Origin of the sequence: Paenibacillus sp. 453mf, assembly GCF_900116105.1 — a bacterium.
GTDB lineage: Bacteria > Bacillota > Bacilli > Paenibacillales > Paenibacillaceae > Paenibacillus > Paenibacillus provencensis.
In genome coordinates this window covers 2,546,751-2,567,387 of record NZ_FPAC01000001.1, presented here as the reverse complement: position 1 = coordinate 2,567,387, position 20,637 = coordinate 2,546,751, and the positions used below count along the sequence as shown (strand labels likewise).

Annotated in this window: 17 protein-coding genes and 1 riboswitch; of the genes, 10 read left to right on the top strand and 7 right to left on the bottom strand. The window is 47.3% G+C overall.

The genetic code is table 11. The features are described from left to right. Window positions 1-70 precede the first annotated feature (70 nt). On the bottom strand, window positions 71-412 hold the full coding sequence (locus BM415_RS12145) for a YolD-like family protein (protein ID WP_091158345.1): 342 nt from the start codon (window positions 410-412) through the stop codon (window positions 71-73). After that, window positions 409-1,650 (bottom strand): DNA polymerase IV, encoded by a 1,242-nt coding sequence (locus BM415_RS12140; protein WP_091158342.1) that lies wholly within the window; start codon window positions 1,648-1,650, stop codon window positions 409-411. The genes BM415_RS12145 and BM415_RS12140 overlap by 4 nt, the downstream gene beginning before the upstream one ends. A 941-nt stretch (window positions 1,651-2,591) precedes the next feature. On the opposite strand from BM415_RS12140, the gene BM415_RS12135 reads away from it, so the two are divergent. The 9 genes from BM415_RS12135 to BM415_RS12095 all read left to right on the top strand — a co-directional run bounded on the left by BM415_RS12135 (window position 2,592) and on the right by BM415_RS12095 (window position 13,793). Beyond that, window positions 2,592-4,814 (top strand): hypothetical protein, encoded by a 2,223-nt coding sequence (locus BM415_RS12135; protein ID WP_091158311.1) that lies wholly within the window; start codon window positions 2,592-2,594, stop codon window positions 4,812-4,814. Between the two features lie 16 nt (window positions 4,815-4,830). Beyond that, window positions 4,831-6,027 (top strand): HEAT repeat domain-containing protein, encoded by a 1,197-nt coding sequence (locus tag BM415_RS12130; protein WP_091158301.1) that lies wholly within the window; start codon window positions 4,831-4,833, stop codon window positions 6,025-6,027. Window positions 6,028-6,058: 31 nt separating this feature from the next. Then, a complete protein-coding gene (locus BM415_RS12125; protein ID WP_091159223.1) occupies window positions 6,059-7,444 on the top strand; it encodes a glycosyltransferase family 2 protein in 1,386 nt (461 codons plus the stop codon). A gap of 37 nt (window positions 7,445-7,481) precedes the next feature. Further along, entirely contained in the window at window positions 7,482-8,288 is an 807-nt protein-coding gene (locus BM415_RS12120; protein ID WP_091158299.1) for a response regulator, read from the top strand. A 72-nt stretch (window positions 8,289-8,360) separates the two neighbouring features. Further along, window positions 8,361-9,725, top strand: coding sequence for a nucleotide sugar dehydrogenase (locus BM415_RS12115; protein ID WP_091158297.1), 1,365 nt, complete (start codon window positions 8,361-8,363; stop codon window positions 9,723-9,725). A gap of 8 nt (window positions 9,726-9,733) precedes the next feature. Then, a complete protein-coding gene (locus BM415_RS12110) occupies window positions 9,734-10,666 on the top strand; it encodes a hypothetical protein (protein WP_244533222.1) in 933 nt (310 codons plus the stop codon). 165 nt (window positions 10,667-10,831) lie between these two features. Continuing rightward, window positions 10,832-12,049, top strand: coding sequence for an MFS transporter (locus BM415_RS12105; RefSeq protein ID WP_091158296.1), 1,218 nt, complete (start codon window positions 10,832-10,834; stop codon window positions 12,047-12,049). A gap of 147 nt (window positions 12,050-12,196) precedes the next feature. Next, window positions 12,197-12,838: a cell wall hydrolase gene (locus tag BM415_RS12100; RefSeq protein ID WP_091158294.1), complete on the top strand. Its 642-nt coding sequence runs from the start codon at window positions 12,197-12,199 to the stop codon at window positions 12,836-12,838. Between the two features lie 301 nt (window positions 12,839-13,139). Further along, window positions 13,140-13,793: a cell wall hydrolase gene (locus BM415_RS12095; RefSeq protein WP_091158293.1), complete on the top strand. Its 654-nt coding sequence runs from the start codon at window positions 13,140-13,142 to the stop codon at window positions 13,791-13,793. A gap of 147 nt (window positions 13,794-13,940) precedes the next feature. On the opposite strand, the gene BM415_RS12090 is transcribed toward BM415_RS12095, so the two are convergent. The 3 genes from BM415_RS12090 to modA form a co-directional block, all read right to left on the bottom strand. Beyond that, the gene (locus BM415_RS12090) at window positions 13,941-14,801 is read right to left on the bottom strand and encodes a C40 family peptidase (RefSeq protein ID WP_091158292.1); all 861 of its coding nucleotides are present in this window, start codon (window positions 14,799-14,801) and stop codon (window positions 13,941-13,943) included. A gap of 5 nt (window positions 14,802-14,806) precedes the next feature. Further along, window positions 14,807-14,944, bottom strand: a riboswitch (cyclic di-AMP (ydaO/yuaA leader). A gap of 396 nt (window positions 14,945-15,340) precedes the next feature. Then, window positions 15,341-16,018, bottom strand: a complete 678-nt coding sequence (gene modB / locus BM415_RS12085) for a molybdate ABC transporter permease subunit (RefSeq protein ID WP_091158290.1) — start codon at window positions 16,016-16,018, stop codon at window positions 15,341-15,343. Then, the gene (gene modA, locus BM415_RS12080; protein WP_091158289.1) at window positions 16,015-16,851 is read right to left on the bottom strand and encodes a molybdate ABC transporter substrate-binding protein; all 837 of its coding nucleotides are present in this window, start codon (window positions 16,849-16,851) and stop codon (window positions 16,015-16,017) included. Before modA ends, modB begins: the two co-directional genes overlap by 4 nt. Before the next feature lie 159 nt (window positions 16,852-17,010). Between modA and BM415_RS12075 the strand changes: the two genes are divergently transcribed. Continuing rightward, on the top strand, window positions 17,011-17,979 hold the full coding sequence (locus BM415_RS12075; RefSeq protein WP_244533221.1) for a substrate-binding domain-containing protein: 969 nt from the start codon (window positions 17,011-17,013) through the stop codon (window positions 17,977-17,979). Between the two features lie 71 nt (window positions 17,980-18,050). On the opposite strand, the gene BM415_RS12070 is transcribed toward BM415_RS12075, so the two are convergent. Both BM415_RS12070 and BM415_RS12065 read right to left on the bottom strand, forming a co-directional pair. Beyond that, a complete protein-coding gene (locus BM415_RS12070; RefSeq protein ID WP_244533310.1) occupies window positions 18,051-19,328 on the bottom strand; it encodes a right-handed parallel beta-helix repeat-containing protein in 1,278 nt (425 codons plus the stop codon). Between the two features lie 272 nt (window positions 19,329-19,600). Further along, complete coding sequence (locus tag BM415_RS12065) at window positions 19,601-20,566, bottom strand: GNAT family N-acetyltransferase (protein ID WP_091158285.1); 966 nt, start codon at window positions 20,564-20,566, stop codon at window positions 19,601-19,603. Window positions 20,567-20,637 lie beyond the last annotated feature (71 nt).

The following is a 20,637-nucleotide window of genomic DNA, read 5'->3' as shown; positions in this document are numbered from 1 at the left end:
TCCTGTAAAAGGGTCTTAGGCATTCTGACTAAGTATTCTGACTATGGAATACGATTAGAGTATAACGTATTTAACGGCCAGAGCGCACCTCGATAATATGTCGCATTCGAACTTCATGAAGCATGCCTTCCTCATCCTGAAGGCGGATGGAGCGTGAAGCTTGATCGAATTTGACCACGATGCCGCTGATCAGTATATCATCCAGCTCGTCAAAGAGGACAACGGTTATCTCTGTATACAGCATAAGAGACTCAGCAAGCAAACGCGACATTTCTTCAGCTGCTTGAGGATCGAGCTGAGGGCGAGCCTTGGGCGCGAGCCTTTGCTGATGCGAAACATAGGCTTCCCGGTGCTCAGGAAGCATCATGCGTGAGGATTCAAACAATCCATTGCGTTCTAACTTTTTACTCATCGGTAATGACCTCCAATTTTACGAGAACGATCATGTGCCTGCCCGGCCTTTTGCAGAGAGGAAGCACGCATGATAGCGGTGTCTCCAAATCTTCGTTTAATCTCGTCGGTTGCCTTCTCCAGCTCCCGCTTCTGTTCACGTTCATCGAACCAGGTCAGCTGATATTCTGTATCAGGTACAAGGTCTGTCAGTGATACGCCGATCCGCCGTACAGGCTCACCATCCCAGTGACGCAGGAAGAGCGTTTTGGCCGCTTCATAGACCTCATCGGTAATGTGAGTAGGCTCTTCAATCTTCATCTGGCGCGAGAAGCCGGTCGGTTTATCAAAGTCGATGCCCCGGCAGCCTACAGAAACGACACTTCCCATGAGGCTTTTCTCCCGGGAGCGTCTGGCTACCAGCTCGCATAGCTCGAGCAGTACCACCTGAATTTCTGACCAGGTCGTATAGTCCCTTGGCAGCGTCATTTGATGGCCGATACCTTTTTGCTGCTGGTGGAAGGTGCTGGGCATGACAGGCGATTGATCCATGCCGTTCGCGATGCGCCACAGCACCTCGCCGTTAACTCCCCAGCGGTCACGGAGTCTCGGGAGAGGAGTGCGGGCCAAGTCGCCGATCGTATGGATCCCCATCTTGTAAAAATGGCGTGACATCCGGGAGCCGACCATAAACATTTCCCGAATGGGCATCGGCCACAGCTTATCCGCAATACGTTCTTTGGGAAGAACATAGATGCCGTTTTTATTTTTTTTGGCAAAAAGATCACAAGCCATCTTGCTCACAACCTTTGTATCGCTGATGCCCAGTCTTACATATACGCCGGTTTCCTGCATGACCTGCTTCTGAATACGGAGAGCAATCTCCTCAGGACTGCCGAACAAGCCGAGGCTGCCGGTAACATCAAGAAACTGTTCATCAATACTATAGGGCTCAACGAGATCAGTATAAGACTGGAGAATATCCGTAATATGGAGAGAGACGCGAATATATTCTGACATCCGGGGCCGAACCACCACCACATCCGGACATTTGGCAAGCGCGTCCGACAGGCGTTCTGCCGTTGTAATTCCGTAGGACTTCGCAATAGGGCAGGCTGCCAGTATAATTCCGGAACGCCGGGCAGGGTCGCCTGCTACGACAAGCGGCCGGTTTGCATACTCGGGATGGGCCGATTTCTCCACGCTCGCATAAAAGGATTGGCAATCTGCCAGCATAATAACGCGTTTAATTCGTTCCATAACGCAGGCTCCCCTCCATTTTGCATATAACTTGAACCAAGGAACGTGACTAGTAGTACAGAGTTCAGATTATACGGAACACATGTTCTTATTTTATTAGGATAACGGAGAAATATACATACAGCAACCGGAATTTTTTTGAAAACATATGAAAGTTCAAAAGTTTGTCAAACAGAACAGCGAATTAGGAAAATAGACTTGTATTTTTACATATCATGTTAGTTATTTGAGACCTTTGAGTTATGAAAAGGCATACAAAAATAGGAATGTAAATTAATATTAAATATGGACCATGCCTATGCAGGACTCACGTCCTTTTTTGATAAAAACGAAAAAAATCAAAAATGTTGATATATCAGGCTTTTTCGCCGTTTTTTTATCGGACTATTGTATCAATTTTGTAATAACTATGGTTAAAAATGTAAAAAAGTAAGTAACTTTGGGTAATGCTATGCGTTAAACTATAGGAGGACAGCGTAAACCGATTCCTAAAATCATCGTTCTGCATAAGTGATATGGAACGGGTCGGCGTAGTAAACACAGGCGCTCAGACGATTTTTCGCTGCGAATCGTAGAAGGGTGCAGGGTTCGTAAATATCCTGGGACATGGGATGGGCTATAGGCAGAGGGGGAGCTTGGGGAGGAAGAGGCAAGGTCTTAGGCAGACATCAAGCAAAATGGGCATTAGTATCCATCTCCATCTTTCCTTCCATTAGCCTAGTTACAAAAGTGAAAGCATGACGATATAGTTATTTATGAACCGTGCAGGTGTCACGGGCTGGATTTAAGAGAAACGCATTCGAGCGTTATCTTAAAAAAGTAAGCAAAAATTTTTAAGGCAGTTGAACGATCAGCATGAGATACATGTTTTGATACGGGGAACTCACAATTTAGAGAGATGGAGCGAAACAAATTTAGAGAGATGGAGCGAAACAAAAGCCATGAGCAAACGAAAGAGAAAACGTCTTGCCCTATGGATTTTGGCAGGCGTCCTGCTGATCGGCGGGGGAGGAGGGCTTGGATATATTCTGCTTAAACCGACTCAGCTTACCTATGCTGCTGAAGATGGGACGAGAATGAAATTCAGGACGGAAGGCGATCGATTCCTGCAGTACACCCAAGAGGGAGTGTGGGAGGAGCTGTTCGTCAAAGGAGTTAATCTGGGCTCTACCAAGCCGGGGCATTATCCGGGTGAATTTCCTCTAGAGAAAGAGGACTACCTGAAATGGTTTAAACAGATTGAGGAAATGGGTGCAAATGTCATTCGTGTATACACTGTCCATCAGCCTGTATTTTATTCCGCACTTGTTGAATACAACAAAGGGGAAGAGCATCCCCTATATTTTATCCAGGGCATTTGGTCGCCTGAGGAACAGCTTATCGAGCAGCGGGATGCATATGCGGAAGGCATTCAGGAGAAGTTCAAGTCAGAGATTGAAAAAGCCGTTTCGGCAGTATACGGTAATGCCGATATCCCCCCTGTAAAAGGAGAGTCGAGCGGAAAGTACACAGCGAATGCGGGACAATATTTGATGGCATGGCATCTAGGAACGGAATGGGACCCACATATGGTGGATAACACCAACAAGCAGTATAAGGATCATCCTCGTTATGTCGGCAAGCATTTTGCCGGTACGGAAGATGCAACTCCGTTTGAGAACTGGCTTGCGGAGCTGCTCGATCACGTAGCGAGCGAAGAGCAGCAATATGGCTGGGAGCATCCGATGACCTTTACGAACTGGGTCACCACCGATGTACTCTCACATCCAGGTGAGCCGCTGTTTGAAGAGGATCTGGTCAGTGTGGATGCCAGACACATCGAGCCGCTGGATTGGCAGGGCGGATATTTTGCGGCATACCATGTGTACCCGTACTACCCTGACTTCTTCCGCACCGATGAAACACTTCAGACAATTAAGGATGATAATGGGGAGTACAACACCTACAAAGCCTATTTGCAAAAGCTTAAATCCGAGTTTACCGATATGCCTGTAATGATTACAGAATACGGTGTTCCGGCTTCCTTGGGAATATCCCACTATGGATCAGGCGGGAAGGATCAAGGCGGACACAACGAGCAGGAGCAGGGCGAAATCAATGCATCACTCACCAAGGATATATATGATCAGGGGTATTCTGGAGCCATTCTCTTCATGTGGCAGGATGAGTGGTTCAAGAAAACGTGGAACACGATGCCGATTGAAATTCCTGCAGACCGAAGATCGTTCTGGCTGAACGTGCTGACGAACGAGAAGATGTTTGGCGTTCTCGCGATGGAAGCTGGGAAGCAGAATCAGCTGCTTATCGATGGCAGTCTCGACGATTGGAGCTCGGTTGTCGAAGGAGAGGTCCAGCAGTGGCAGGGAGATGTTGAGGGCATCGAAAGCATGAAGATGACTCACGATGAAGCTTACGTATATATCGGAATTACGCTCAATGAAGCTTTTGATCCGGATAAAACAAAGCTCAGTATTGGGACCGACACACTAGTCGGTGGAAATCAGCCTGCTGAGGAGCTGCCTGGCAAAACGATTGAAGGCGGTGATTTGGAAACGGTCATTACGGTGGGCAAGGATGAGGAATCAGCTGTTAACATCGCAAAAAGCTATGATTTCAATCAGCGGCTGTATGGACCTGAAGGATATTGGATGCTCGAGGAACAGCCCACAAACACGCCTTCCTTTGTCCCATGGAGACTGGCCATCAGTCTGAAGATGTCACCACCGGACACCAAATTTGCTCATCCTTACATGGATGAAGTGATAGGTACGCTGAATAGAGGGAACTCGGACCCAGCGTCCGAAGACTTCGATTCCCTTACCTTATGGCAGTATGAAGGCCGAGAAATTGAACTGCGTATCCCGTGGATGCTGCTTGGGTTTGGCGATCCGAGCTCGCATCAGGTGGTTGATTACAGTTCGGTAGGCGAGGAGCGTGTCTTCAAGACGGTTACTACAGAAGGAATAAGATTCATCCCTTGGCTTACAGAGAGAAAGACAGAGGCAGTATCCTGGCCCGGTGGTGCAGAAGAGAGTCTTGATCTGACAACGATTACTCCATATACATGGAAGTCGTGGGAAGCTGTCCAGTACAGTGAGCGCCTCAAAGAGAGCTACTACTCGATACAGAAGGCCTTCGTGGATATTTCGGAGCAGGAACGATAAAGGAGGACACATACTCATGTTTTCAAATATAGCCCTAGCGTACACGTTCTTGTACCTGTGCGCAGGACTGATCGTAGCAGGCATCATCATTTTGTTCGCGTTAAAAAATTCTCACAATTCAAAGCTTAGAAAAAAAGAGTTGTACACAAAGAAGCACCAAGATTACTTCGTATATGTTCAAGCCAATCTGACAGGCAGTGAACCCATCAGGTTTCCGACGACCAAGCTTACTAAGCTTGAGAGGGAAGTCATTATGGACAAGTGTATTGCATGGATTGACCAGCTGAAGGGAGAGCATGCAGACAAGCTGCGTGATCTGACCCGGGAGGCGGGCTTCGTAGATGAGCAATTGAAGCTGCTGAACAGCTCTTGGACAGGCAAGGCTATACAGGCTGCTTACCGGCTGGGCGGCATGCGAAGCACCGAGGCGGCAGAGTCGATTCTAGAGCTATTAAAAGAAGAGAAGAAGGTGAACTACGCGATTATCTACGCCCGAGCGGCAGCAAGATGTGCGGAGCGTCCTGCGCAGTTGAAGGAATTGCTGGGCTCTCTGCTCGATAAAGGCAAGCCTGTACACCGCATAGCCGCAGATATTTTGATGGAAACAAGTCTTGAACCAAGCAAGCTGCTATATGAATTATTGGAATCTGAAGATCCGGATTTCATCAAAGTCGGCATTGTCGCAATGTATGGACATGCGATTCCAGAAGTGATGCCGGCAGTAACACAGCTATTTAGCTCCAAGGATCAGCATATTCGTTCTGAAGCGGTCAAGCTGTATCTCGGTACGAATCCAGTGCTTAAGGAACGGACTATTGTAGAGTGGATGGGAGATCCTGTGGCAGAAGTCAGAGCCGAAATGGCGAAGACGTTAGGGGCAGGCCATCAGGCCGGCAGCATCCCTCTCCTGAGAAATGCACTTGGAGATGAGGACTGGCTCGTGAGACACAACAGTGCGAACAGCCTTATGCAGCTTGGTGAGGAAGGCTATGAGGCTCTATGCGAGACCGCCTTGAAGGGAACAGGAGCCGCCAAGGAGACTGCACTTGAATATGCGGAACGTGCAATAGAAGAGACGAACGAGCATGAGGAGATCGAGAAGATGATGACCTTCAACAAGAAAAGGCTGATCTACAATCGTTACTTCGGCACGGCGCCGCAAGCAAATGCAAACCGGATGTCCGGCGTGATTGGAGGAGATTTCACTGCTTAGAGATATTTTGCTGGGTTACGGCACAATCATTATATACTACGTCGTATTCGTTACTGTCCTGTATTTTGGTATTCTCTGCTTCTCATACAAGGATATATGGTCCATCCGGCGCAGGTCTGAATTTTCAAGCTATAAGAGCCTTGCAGGATCAGACGTGGTGCCTCCGGTATCGCTGCTGGTGCCGGCTTACAATGAAGAGCTGACCATTATCGAAAATGTAAAATGTCTGATGACCTTAAATTATCCTACTTATGAAGTTATCGTCATCAACGATGGATCAAGCGACAGAACCGTTCAGGTGCTTGTCAAAGAATTTGGCCTTAAGGAAATCAAAAATCCAAGCTTCCGCGGCACCATTAATGTCGAGCCTGTCCGCGGGGTATATCACAATCCGGAATATCCATTCCTGTATCTGATTGATAAAGAGAACGGAGGAAAAGCGGATTCGCTTAATGCAGGGATTAACTTCTCACATTATCCGCTGATCTCTTCCATTGATGCAGATTCCCTGCTGGAGAAGGACGCACTGATTCGCATGGCCCGCATGTATTTGGAGAATCCGGAAGAAACGGTGGCCATCGGCGGCGATGTACGAATCGCAAACGGCTGCAAGATTGAGAACGGTGCAGTCAAGGAAGTGTCACTGCCTAGGAAGATGTGGCCGATGTTTCAATCGATTGAGTATTTGAAAGCTTTTCTGGGGGGCCGGATTGGCTGGAGCCAGTTAAATGGACTCATCATCGTATCAGGAGCCTTCGGTTTATTCAGTAAAGAGGCGGTTATCGCTGTCGGCGGGTACCGCGGGGGATATCCTGGGGAAGACATGAACATTATTATCAAGCTTCATCGTTACATGCTGGAGAACAAGATCAAATACCGGGTTGCTTTTTGCCCAGAAGCGGTATGCTGGACTCAAGCGCCTGACACGTACAAGATCATCTCCAACCAGCGCAAGCGCTGGGGCCGCGGTAACTTAAAAAATATGATTGAGAACAGCAATATGATGTTTAGACCAAAATATAAAACCATGGGTCTGCTGACGATGCCTTACAACATCTTTTTTGAAGCGCTCAACCCTTATTTCCGGATTACAGGGCTGCTCGCTCTAGCCGGTTATGTAGCCTTGGATATGACGGCTTGGCCTGTACTTGTTATCTTCGGGCTGCTGAACTTCTTAAGCGGATATCTTCTCAGTGTAGCTGCGCTGATCCTTGAAGAGATTGCTTTCCGCCGTTATCCGAAGCCGGCTGATCTTGTAAAAATGTTAACCTTCTCCGCCTTGAAATTCGTAGGCTATCACCAGCTTGGCGTGCTGTGGAGGGTGCAGGGGCATATCCAATACATGCAGAACAACAACTCCTGGGGCGCGATGACAAGACAAAGCTGGGAAGAGCCGAAAGTGGAAGAGGCGGCTTGAATATCACAGTAATAACAGATGAAAGGATGGAATAACTTTGGCAAATACGGTCACGCTTGAGCGTCAAATGACGGTGAATGTGTACGACATTCTAGAGGAGCAGCTGAAAGGGATGGTGAGCAAGCCCAGCGGTGTCGTGTTTGTACATTGCAAGGACATGGAGCAGCAGCCGGAGGCTGAAGTGAATGAAGCTCTCGAACGTACATGCGAGACAGAATTTCAGCTATGGAAGGACAGCAAGACGAGCACCATCGCCGTGTTTCTTCCCGGGTTGACGCTGAACGCTACACATTATCAGGCACTGCTCATCAAGCAGGAGCTCCTGGGACGTCTCGGCGAGGCGGATCCGCGGCTGACGATTGCCAGCTTCCCGGAGATGGGCAGCCCAAGCAAGCACATGCTCAAAAATATGGCAGAGTCAGCGAAGCTTAGTCAAAGCACTGACATTCAGCTATATACCAAGAACGAGACTATGACAGCACCGGGCAAGATTCTGATCGTTGATTATGACGAGACGACACGCGAGTTTTTGAGAATACGTCTATCCTTGCAGGGCTATGAAACCTTTGAAGCGATTGACGGTCTCTCCGCTATAGAACTTGCAAAACAGATTAACCCGGATTTGATCTTGACGGAGCTTAATCTGTATGGGGTAAGCGGACTGTCGTTTATCCATCAGATTCAGAGCCTTGAGCTGAAGACACAGCCTAAGGTCATCGTGCTGACAGACCAGCGGGTTGAAGACACGATCAGCAAGTGCTTCGAAAAAGGAGTAGACGACTATGTTACCAAACCGTACTCTCCGGTTGAGCTGGATGCGCGCATTCGCCGCTGCTTCCAATAATGCAGTTTCTTAATTAGGTAACACGGATTCAAACATATATATCATAAATTTCCATCTGGAGGGTGAAGTACTGTGACAGAGCAATTCCATACTTTAATGAATGCGATTGAGAACAAGAAAGCGGTGCTTGGAGTAGTAGGATTAGGTTATGTTGGGCTGCCGCTGGCCGTAGAAATGGTAAAACAAGGTTTTACCGTCATCGGTATTGATTTGGACCCATCCAAAGTGGAACGAATTTATCAAGGAGATTCCTACATCCATGATATTACTTCCGAAGATCTGAAGACCGTGATGCAAAGCGGACGTTTTCAACCAACAACGGACTACAGCATGCTTCGTGTCATTGATGCACTGAGCATTTGTGTTCCGACTCCGCTTAGCGAGAATCAGGATCCGGATACATCTTATATCGAGACTGTTGTAGATAATATCAAGCAGCATATGAAGAAGGGCATGCTGATTACACTAGAGAGTACAACTTACCCAGGTACAACCGAGGAACTGATCGAGCAGGAGCTTGAGGCGATCGGTCATACAGTAGGTGAGGATTACTTCCTGTGCTTCTCGCCGGAGCGCGTTGACCCTTCCAATGGAAGGTTTACGACATTCAATACACCTAAGGTTATCGGCGGCACGACGGAGGAATGTCTGAAGCTGGGTGTTGCCCTGTACAGCAAATATGTACAGACAGTCGTTCCTGTGTCCAATCCGAAGGTGGCTGAAATGTCCAAGCTGCTGGAAAATACGTTCCGCAGTGTAAACATTGCCTTTGTAAACGAGATGGCTATGATGTGTGACCGTATGGGCATCGATATTTGGGAAGTCATTGATGCGGCTGCAACGAAGCCATTCGGATTTATGCCATTCTATCCGGGTCCTGGAATCGGTGGGCACTGCATCCCGCTTGATCCGATGTACCTGTCCTGGAAAGCGAAGGGCTTCCGATTCTATAGTCAATTCATTGAGCTTGCACAAAACACAAATGATAATATGCCTTACTATGTAACGAACAAGACAGCGACGATCTTGAACGAGTATGCCAAATCGGTTCGCAAATCAAACATCTTGCTGCTCGGTATGGCCTATAAGCCGAATATTGCCGATCTGCGTGAGTCCCCTGGACTTGAAGTGTACGAGCTGTTCAAGGAAGCAGGAGCAAATGTCGAGTACTATGATCCGTTTGCAGACACATTCCGTGACAAACATGGTTCCACCGTACACAGTGTGAAATATGATCCAGAGAAGTTCAAGTCATACGACTGCATCGTGCTGATTACGAACCACAAGGATCTGGAATACGACGTTATTGCATCCCTTGGTGTGCCAGTGCTGGATACTCGGAATGCGTTCAAGGATTATCCGCTGCCTCACATTTATAAAATTGGCCATTCCGTACAACATCCGGTGACACAGCAGGAAGAAGCGGTACTCGCATAAAACCTGCCGTGATTAGAGGAGGAAAAGCATGGAATGCATATCCTGCATGGGTAAAATGGAGCTTCATGATGGTCATCGTTGTATTTTTACTCATTCTGTATTTTATGCTGAAGTCACCGGTCATGAATGAGAAAAAAGCAACCTGGCTTTGGGATGCCTCACTTATTGAGCAGCATACGGAGGAGATCGTGCAATTCCTGGATGAACAAGAGGTGGACACGGTCTTTCTCCAGACTCAAAAAGAAGTAAGTGATGAGGCTTATCGGTCATTCAACCGTTCAGCGCATGCTGCAGGAATTACGATTCATGCGCTGAACGGCCATGCAGATTGGGCTTATACGGAAAAGCGTAGTGAAGGAACAGCATGGATTGAATGGGTGAAGTCCTACAATGGAGATGCAGCACCTGAAGAGAAGTTCGACGGCATTCAATTCGATGTGGAGCCCTACCAGCTAAGAAGATGGGGGCGGGAGGAAGCAGCCGTCATTGCCGAATGGAGCGAGAACATGGAGGAATGGAGCCAGGCAGGTACGGAAGCCGGGTTGTACATGAGTGCAGCTGTACCGTTCTGGCTTGACTCCAAGGAAGCTCCCGATGGCAGCGGAACGTTCAGCCGCTGGGTTATTGACCGGTTTGACGCCATCGCCATTATGTCTTATAGGGACAGCGGAGAGCAGATGTATGAGCTGTCCAAGGAGGAGCTTGCCGAGGCGGACGAGCTCGATAAGAAGGTGTGGATCGGTGCAGAGCTGGGCCATACCGACGAAGGCGAGCATTTAACCTTTTTCCGAAAGCCGGTAACGAACATGGAATCGGAGATTGAAATCGCAGGCAAGCTGGGCACGACCCACCGTTCCTTCGCAGGGCTGGCGATTCATCACTACGAGGCCTGGTACCGAAAGATAACAGGGGATTTAACCTTTGCGCAAAAAAAAGAGTAGCAGGCTTGCATGAGCAAGCACAGGAGAACAGTAGCTAAGAGGCTGACTGTTCTCCTTTTTATATTAAAAAAAGGTTGACAGTTTGGCAGAATCCATTATAAATAGTTTGATGGGTTAGGTAAGATACTAATCTCCAAATACATAAACAGGGAGCAGAACCTTATAATGAGTAATTTAGAAGTATTGCGAAATCCGAAGCAGCGCAAGCTGCTGTTCAGTGCAGGGCTCAGCTGGATGTTCGATGCGATGGAAGTCGGCATGATGTCCTTTATCGTTGCGGCTCTGGCGCAGGAGTGGCTGCTTACTCCTGGTGAAGTTGGACTCGTATCGAGCTCGACCTCCATCGGCATGGCTGTGGGTGCGTTGCTGGCAGGAACGATGGCGGATAAGTATGGACGCAAGGCAGTCCTCATGTGGACACTGCTTATTTTCTCTGTAGCAAGTGGAATCTCGGCACTGGCTACAGGTTACGTATTTCTGTGCATTATCCGGTTTATTGCCGGAGTCGGTCTTGGCGGAGAGCTTCCCGTAGCCTCTACGCTCGTATCGGAGTCTGTTCCGGCCAAAGAGCGGGGACGAGCGGTTGTGCTGCTGGAGAGCTTCTGGGCAGCGGGCTGGATTCTGTCTGCGCTGATCTCCTTTTTCGTTATTCCCGAATACGGGTGGCAAGTAGCCTTTCTGATTGGAGCGCTGCCTGCACTATATGCGCTCTACTTGCGAAGAGCCATCGAGGATTCGCCACGGCTTCAGAACAAGCAGGAGCTGCGCCAAGTTTCGTTTCGCGAAAAATTCACATCCGTGTGGTCCACTGAGCATCGCAAGACAACACTGATGCTGTGGATTCTATGGTTTACGGTTGTGTTTTCTTACTATGGCATGTTCCTGTGGCTGCCGAGCATTATGCAGATCAAGGGCTTTGAGCTGGTCAAGAGCTTTCAGTATGTGCTGATTATGACATTAGCCCAGCTACCGGGATATTTTACAGCGGCTTACTTCATCGAGAAGTTCGGGCGCAAATTTGTTCTCGTTGTATATTTGGTAATGACCGCAGTAAGTGCGCTGTGGTTCGGTAATGCGGAATCGGAATTCAGCCTGATTCTGGCAGGGATGTCATTATCGTTCTTTAACCTTGGAGCCTGGGGAGGAATGTACGCCTACACACCGGAGCTGTACCCGCTTAAGGCACGTTCAACAGGTGTCGGTCTTTCGGCCTCGATCGGCCGCGTCGGAGGAATCCTTGCACCGCTGCTCGTAGGACTATTGGTGCAAAACGGGGTTGCCGTGGAGTCCATCTTCGTATTGTTTTTTGTTACCGTGCTAATAGGTGCAGCGGCCGTTCTCTTCCTTGGAAGAGAGACAAAAGGGCTTGAGCTCGAAGATTAGGACCATTGTCAGATATGACAAATTTGTAACCTGTGATATAGTGTAATTCGTAGGTGAACGTTTTTGTTCCGCCTTTTCACGTAATGAAGTCAGTCGTCCTTGATGATACAGACTAACATGAATGAAACTGGAGGATATCTGATTTTAATGAAGAAGAAAATAACAACACTATTAATAACATGTGCCTGTGCGCTTTCCGTGCTGGGCTCAGCGACATCAGCGAACGCAGCAACACTTCGGCTTGGCAGTCAAAGCGCAGAGGTGGTTGAAGTACAAGAAAGACTGCATAGCAAAGGTTACTTTACGGCTGGAATCAGCGGTTACTATGGTAACCGTACGAAAGCTGCCGTCAAATCATTCCAGAGAGCTTACGGACTAAGTGTGGATGGTATTATTGGATCTAATACGAAGTCCAAGCTTGAAGCTGTTGCCCCAATTAACAACAAAGTGCTTCGGCATTTGGCAGGAATCATACAGGATGAGGCCGGAGGTGAATCCTTGACAGGTAAGATTGCGGTGGGTGCCGTTATTCTGAACCGGGTTCAAAGCAATGCTTTTCCGGACTCCATAACGAATGTCATATTCCAGAAGAATCAATTTACACCTGCAATGGACGGCAAGCTCAGCAGTCCGACGGCTGCATCCTATGAGGCTGCCCGCAGGGCGCTGACAGGTTACGACCCTTCCAAGGGTGCTCTATATTTCTATAATCCGACAACAGCATCCTCGTCGTGGATGAAATCCAGACCTGTGACGCAAAGACTTGGAAATCATGTGTTTACGAAATAGCGGATAGACACAATTCGCTTTCTCTATAATGTGAAACAGCTTACTGTAAAGATTGATATTGTACTGTAATGAAAAGGAATCATCCGCTGAAGGAGATCATACGCATTCAGGTATCTTTCAGCGGATTGATGAAATATATCGGCAATAAATATAATGTGACATTATAATTATCATAGGTGATTTGCATCCAAATGAATCTATATATACATTAATCTATATTTATAGATATATTTGATTGAATGCATCATTATGACGGTGTTACATCGCTGACCATTCAATCACAACTGGAGGAATGACATCAATGAGAAAACTGACGAAAAGACTTATGATATGTGCCGCACTCTTGGGTGCTTATGGAACGGCGACTGCAGCACCTGCAGGTGCAAGTGCTGCAATCATGCAACAGGGGATTCAGAGCGCTGATGTGCTTAATTTGCAAGAAAGACTAAGCAGCATTGGTTTCATGAATACAGGAACAACCGGATATTATGGCCAGGCAACTGAGAAGGCTGTCCGCTCATTCCAGAAGCAATTTGGACTCAAGGTAGATGGGATTGCCGGTCCAGAGACTATCCGTGTGCTGGAGAAAAAAGCACCAATTAACCAAACCGCGTTAAATCAACTGGCAAAGGCTATCCATGGTGAGGCGCGGGGAGAATCTTTTGAAGGTCAAGTAGCCGTCGGAGCTGTGATCTTGAACCGAGTGCAATCGGATGAATTCCCGGACTCGATCACAGAGGTGATTCTGCAGCCAAGACAATTTACTGCAGTAGATGACGGTCAATACAATTTGGCTCCCGATGAGACCGCGCTAAAGGCGGCAAAGAGTGCTCTGAATGGCTGGGATCCGTCTGGAGGAGCTATGTACTATTATAATCCGGAGATTGCGACCTCCGAATGGAGCATGGAGCGACCTGCGATCAAGAAGATTGGTAATCATCTGTTTACGAACTAATTCAATCATATATGTAAAGAAAGAAGCTGCCACAAATATCTGTGTCAGCTTCTTTCTTTACATGGAGAATATTTCTGAGTACACCCATCATAGATAGAACCCCTTTGCCGGCAAGCAGCAAAGGGGGGTTATTAGATATATGTTTATTTATAGAACTCTCTTCGCGCCGGCGTACTTAGGACCCCAATAGGTGTTGTCCAGGCTATCGATTTTTACGCCAGAGGAGCTGGTAGCTGAAATAAAATTATTGTTTCCTACATAGATGCCGACATGGGATATAGAGCTTCCTGTGGTCTTGAAAAAGACCAGATCGCCTTGCTGCAAGTTCCCTTTGGATACGGATGAGCCTTGGTTATATTGGGTAGCTGCGGTACGCGGCAGGGACACTCCGTATTTATCGAATACATATTTAACCAGACCAGAGCAGTCAAACCCGCTTGTTGTCGAACCGCCGTAAACATAAGGAACGCCGATATGCTTCATCGCTTCATTTACAATGCTTGTGCCTTTGACATGGTCGTTTGGAACAAGTGCGGGACTGTATGTTTTACCGGTTGTGCTAATCATGGCCAGCATAAGATCCTTTTTCCAAGTTACGTCATAGCCCATTGCTTCTGATACAAAACGAATGGGTACATATGTACGGTCATTTCGGATAAACACTTGTGTGCCGAGGCTTACTTTGCTGCTGTTGACGACCGCTGTCGTCTGATTGGTTTGAATGCGAATGGTTGTACCGCCCTTGGACAGCTTGACCACCGTTTCTTTACCGCTCTTAAATACTTTAATCGTATAGTTCATTTCGTCAGCAAGCATGCGGACTGGTACTTGAGTGCTGTAATTCTGATCTAAGAATGGCTCCGCATCTGGGAAATCGATCAGATTGCTATTCACTTGAATATTTACTGTATTTGTACTTGATGAGGAGGCATCTGCTTGTCCATTCCCCATAATTAACCCAGCTGCGAGCAGAGATGAGAACAACATATATTTACCAAACTTCTTCATTCTTAAAATTTCCTCCAATTGCCTCCGAGGTTAGCTGTCGGGTTCGAGTAGAAGGTACTCTAGCATCTTTCCATTGCTGCATTCACCCCAAATGTTGTAAATCGTCCCCCGTACTATTCTGATAGATTCGGCACACTTTTTTAATATGAATTAACTGTAATTAATATATATCAAAACAAGGTTAATAAGTATCAAAAATGTAATCATTGTTTTACTTTTTGTACACCAATTACTGGAATAAAACGTAGAAAGAACCGGATTTTTTTGCGAAATTTCCGCTAAGTCGGATAATAAATTGTCATTGGTTTGAAACAGGCGTGTATTAAAGTAACAATATTGTAACTAAATAAATCCTTATGAACACCGTATGTATATCCATATATTGTAAAAATATCAAAACAATAATATATTAATTAAGCGAACACTAAAAACCCTTATTTTAAAATCACATAAGGGTTTGGTTTGATAAATGATCAAGGCTGCTGCAACTGCGTCCAGCCTATTAACTTGATTGGTTCCAAATGGGCAAAAGTCCAATGCTAATCTTTTTTTCTGCGCCCTGTTAGAAGCAGCAACAGGAACGAAATAAGTACGATCGCAATCGTCCAGGCCCAGGCCATGACCGTATTCCCACTGTCAACGGCAATGTAAATGGCAGTAGGGACCGTTTGTGTTCTACCTGGAATATTGCCTGCAATCATCAGCGTTGCGCCGAACTCACCAAGTGCCCGTGCAAATCCGAGAATATACGCAGTAATAACAGAAGGCCAGATGAGCGGAAGGGTAATATACCGGAATACCTGCCATTCATTAGCACCGATCGAGCGTCCGGAAGCTTCGAGCTCGGAATCAATGGACGTAAAGCCGACCTTCATTGTCTGATAAACCAGTGGAAAGGAGACAACAACAGAGGCGATAACGCAGGCTGTCCACGAGAATACGACAGGTGCGGCAAAGATGGTCTCAATTAAAGCTCCAATCCAGCTGTTTCTCCCCAGCAGGACGAGCAGTAGAAAGCCTACAACCGTGGGCGGAAGGACCATCGGCAGCATAAATGCCGTTTCAAGCAGCAACTTTCCTCTGAACCTGCTCTTGGACATCCATCTCGCAGTAAGCCCGCCAAGTACAATCGTGATTATACTGGACAAGAATGCAACAAGTAAGGATAAGCGGACAGGTGCCCAGAAGTTATGCCAGTCAAATGAAGCTGCCATCATTCAGGCACCGAAAATCCGTAACTAGTAAACACGGCTTGTGCTTCAGGAGACTGCAAAAAGTCATAGAAAGTTTCTGCCGCTTCGGGATACTTACTGTCCGATACCACACCAGCAGGGTATGTAATTGATGTATAGCTTGCCGGATTGACGGTGTGTACAATCTTCACCTTGCTGGAAGTAAGTGCATCTGTTTTATACACGAAGCCGGCATCGGCGTTCCCCGTCTCGACATACTGCAATACTTGTCGCACATCCTTGGCCTGGACTATTTTGGATTGCAGCTGTTCATATAAGCCAAGCGAAGTCAGAGCCTCCTGTGCATAGCTTCCGGCAGGTACGCTTTCAGGTATGCCAAGGGCAACGATCTTGATATCTTCAGCAGTGAGATCCTGCTCAGAGGTGATGGGTTGGTCGCTGTTGTTAGATGTAATGAGGACGAGCTCATTGGTTAACAGTGTAGTCGTATTTTCTGTATTAATGAGACCTTTATCTATTAGGGCTTGCATATTTTTCTCAGCTGCTGACAGAAACAGATCAGCCGGAGCCCCTTGCTCGATTTGCTGCTGAAGGGAGCCGGAACCGCCAAAGTTGAAGCTGAGCTGTATGGCGGGATGAGCTTCTTCAAAGATGGGCTGTAATTCTTCCAGCACATCGGTTAGGCTTGCAGCCGCTGAGATCGTTAGCTCAGTGCGTTCGGAAGGCGGGAGTGAGGATGCACTGCTGGCCGAATCGGCATCGTCCGGTGACGAAGCGTTCGATGATGCACAGGCAGATATGAATATCAGGGCGAGAAGGAAGAAAGAAATCATACTAAGCTTCGCTTGTTTTAACATAATCTCCATCCAATCGTTATATTTGATTATAATTAGATATAATTAAATATATTATATTGGTTCTTGAAGCAATTACAATCCAATGGAATGAAAAGAGTATGGTACAATCAATTGCATCAATCATTCGTTATTGCATACCTGACAAGAGGGGTGGCAAATGTGACCGATATCTCCTATACAACCGAGGAAATCGCCCAGCTACTAAAAATATCAAAATTAACGGTGTACGATTTAATCAAGAAGGGGCAGCTTACAGCCTATCGGGTCGGCAAGCAGATGCGGATCGACCACTCAGATCTTGAGGTGTACAAGCAGCGCTCCAAAGGTGTTGGCCTGCATTCGAGTGAGGAGATAAGGTCCTTAAGTCCGGTGATCGATGCTCCTGCGGTTCCTGTGGCTGTTCAGGGGACGACTCAAGGGGCTAGGCAAGTGGTGATCACAGGACAAGATATGAGCCTCGATATTTTGGTTCGGCATATAGAGAAGCGCTCGCCCGGTATCAGGCCGCTTAGATCTTACGTAGGGAGCCTGGACAGTTTAATTTCCATGTATCAGGGACATTCCGATATTGTCAGTACCCATTTGCTGGACGGGGATACGGGAGAATACAACATTCCCTATATACGCAAATTGCTGATAGGCTGCTCTTATAAAGTTGTGAACTTAATGAGCAGACGAGCAGGGCTATATGTTCAGCCTGGCAATCCTCATGAACTGCATGGGTGGAAGGATCTGGCTAAGCCGGGAATCCGTATGGTGAACCGGGAGCGGGGGGCGGGAGCACGGGTGCTTCTCGAGGAACAGCTCCGCATGCATGGAATCGCTGCTAGAGAACTGATGGGGTACCATGATGAGGAATCCAATCATTTGGCTGTAGCTGGAAGGGTCGCATCCAAGCAGGCAGATGTTGGAGTAGGCATCGAGAAGGCGGCAACCATTGTGCAAGGAGTGGAGTTTATTCCGCTAACGATAGAAAGATACGATCTTGTACTTATGAACAAGCCGGAGAATGAGGGGCTTATACACGCCGTTCTTGATATATTGCGTTCCGAGTCCTTTATCCGTGAGCTGGGTTCGATATCGGGATATGATCTAACCCGAACAGGGGAAGTGCTGTTTGAAGCTTGAAATCAGTAAATACATGCAAGAAGGAGCCGAATGAATGCTTTGGCTCCTTCTTGCATGTATCCATTAGACGATCAACGTGCTCCAATATTGGTGCCGCTTGGTGTCCCGGCTCCGACCAAATCACTGCCTGCAGCCAGTTTCAAGAAATTGCCCAGTACCGGATTTCCGTTTGTGTCACGGGTAACAGTTGGGACGAGGGACTGAAAATCTTCACTGCTGGCAAGAAGTCCCTTCGCATTGACGCTTATTTTGTTTTTCCACCATACATTGCTTGATGCTACATCCGTTCCGCTTGTTTTATCACTTGCTCCTCCGGCAAAGGATAAATTGTTCGTAAAGATGTGCGTACCCTCATCAAATGCAAAATTGCTTCGTCCATTGCTCCAGGATGTATTGTTCTTGAAGTTGATGGAGCCGGGATTGCTGTTAAACGTAAAGCCGTGCTTTTTGTTCTGAAAAGCAATACTGTTCACCACGGTATGGTTCACCGCAATATCTTCACCACCCAGCTTGAATCCGTTGCCATCACTGCTCGTAGTGGACGTTCCGTCCGAGGTCTGACCATTCTTATAGGCAATGCTGTTGCGAATCGTTACCGTTCCAATTGCGCCTGTATCGTCCTTCGTATAGAGATCCCAGCCATCATCGACATTATAAGCGGCAATACATCCATCGAATACGTTGCCCGGGCCGACCGTGAGCTTGGCAGCAAAACCGTCTGCATCTTCGCCGTTATCCGGGTCGTAATTGTCATGGGAATATGAATTAATGACTTCATTATAAGCGGGCCATTCGCTGTATCCGGCAGTGGAGGCATAGCGGCCAAGCTGAATTCCCGTATCCCGGTTATGATGCGCTTCTATATTCTCAATACGGTTATAGTTTCCGGCTATATAAAGTCCGTTATCTCCCGCCCCTTTAATCTCCAGACCTTTCACAAGCCAGTAACTGCCAAACAGCTGCAGACCACGATTCGTTGACGCAAAGGACTGGGCTGAAAAATCAAGGATTGGTTTTTCATTTCCGTAGGCGGCCAGCGTTTTTCTTGCAGTCGCAGAATTTCCGCTGTTATTTCGATCAATCGTAATGGTAGAGGAATAGCTGTAAGTACCGCCGCGTAGATAGATGGTGTAGCCTGCTTCAATCTGGGTCAGTGCATGTTCAAGGGTCGTCGGGCTTTGAAGTGTCCCAGGATTGCTGGCGGACCCATTCGGAGCTACATATAAATTCCCGGCGGCTGTAACAGCCTGTGTATTCTGTGGTCCAGCTTCGGCAGTCATTACAGCAGGGATGCTCTCGGCGGATAAGCTCGTTAGGGGAAGCAAGGGAAGTGCAAGGGACAAGCTGATACCGGATACAAGCGTTCGGAAGACGATAGACTTCCGTTTTGTTGAGTGGTCATGCAGGTTCAATTTCGTCACTACGATTCCTCCTATGATTTAAATTGGCACCCGTGTGTTGGCAGCGGTTGCAATGTGAATCATACGTGATATGGAGGGGTGCTGGAATAATCATCTCCACTGTTCATAAGGGATAGAGACTATAGCAGTAAATAGCGACTCCATCGTTACAGATCCCACATCATCATAATCATTGCATCAGATGTTACTTCTTTATGTTATTAGCACAAATCAAATTCAACAGGCCAAATAATGGAGCCGCGCGGTATATTACCTTCTTCAACAGCAGAGAAATGATTGTGCAGCTTGGAGCGATCGGGACCCTCCATTACTTTAACCATATATTCAGCGTAAGTGCTGATGTTAACATCAAAGGTTGTACCAAACCGCTCGAGCAAAAAAGAGGCTGCCGGTAACGGCAGGGATAAATGAGAAGCGGTAAGCGGATTAAGTTTTTGTTTTAAATAATTTGCAATGAGGAGCAGGGAATGACTGTCCTGTGCCACAATGAAGCTGATTATTTCGGGGTCAGTTTTAGAGTACCTGATATAGCCGCCAAGCTTCTCATCAATTAACAAGGCAGAGCTGATCGTACCTGCACCGGGGCTGATCCAATCCAGAATAGATTGTCCCGGAATAAGTGCCAGCGAAGAGGATACATGCATATGATCCCACATCCGTGCGAAAGACGGAATATCTCCCTGTTCAATACGGCGTTCCCTTACTACTGCAGTATGATCTGTATAGATGCTCTCCAAAGGAATACGGATCTGCTCGTCCATCCACGCCTTTCCTTGATAACCGAAGCGGACGTAGTAATGTGGATGACCCAGCACAACGGATAAGACGAAGCCTTTATGTGATGCGCGAAGATGGCCGGCATGAATCAAGGCGGAGCCGATGCCCTGTTTCTGATAATTAGGATGAACCGCCAGCGGAGACAGAATAAGGGCATGATAGGTGCTGCCTTGGATGCGAATAGACTGGGGAGTGAATAAAATATGGCCTACAATTTGCCCATCCAGCTCGCAAACGAGAGACAGCTCCGGATCAAAAGTGCTCCGTGCTCTCAGCATATTGACAAGAACGGCTTCACCCATTCCGTAGCTGTATGAGAAAGTGAGGGCATGCAGTTCTGTAATGGCATAATAGTCTGACGGATACTCTTGGCGGATTGTCCAATTCATTGTTTATAGCGCCCCATTTCTATATCAAAGAGTGCCTGGTTACTTTTGAGCATAGCTTAAGCTAGCAAGTT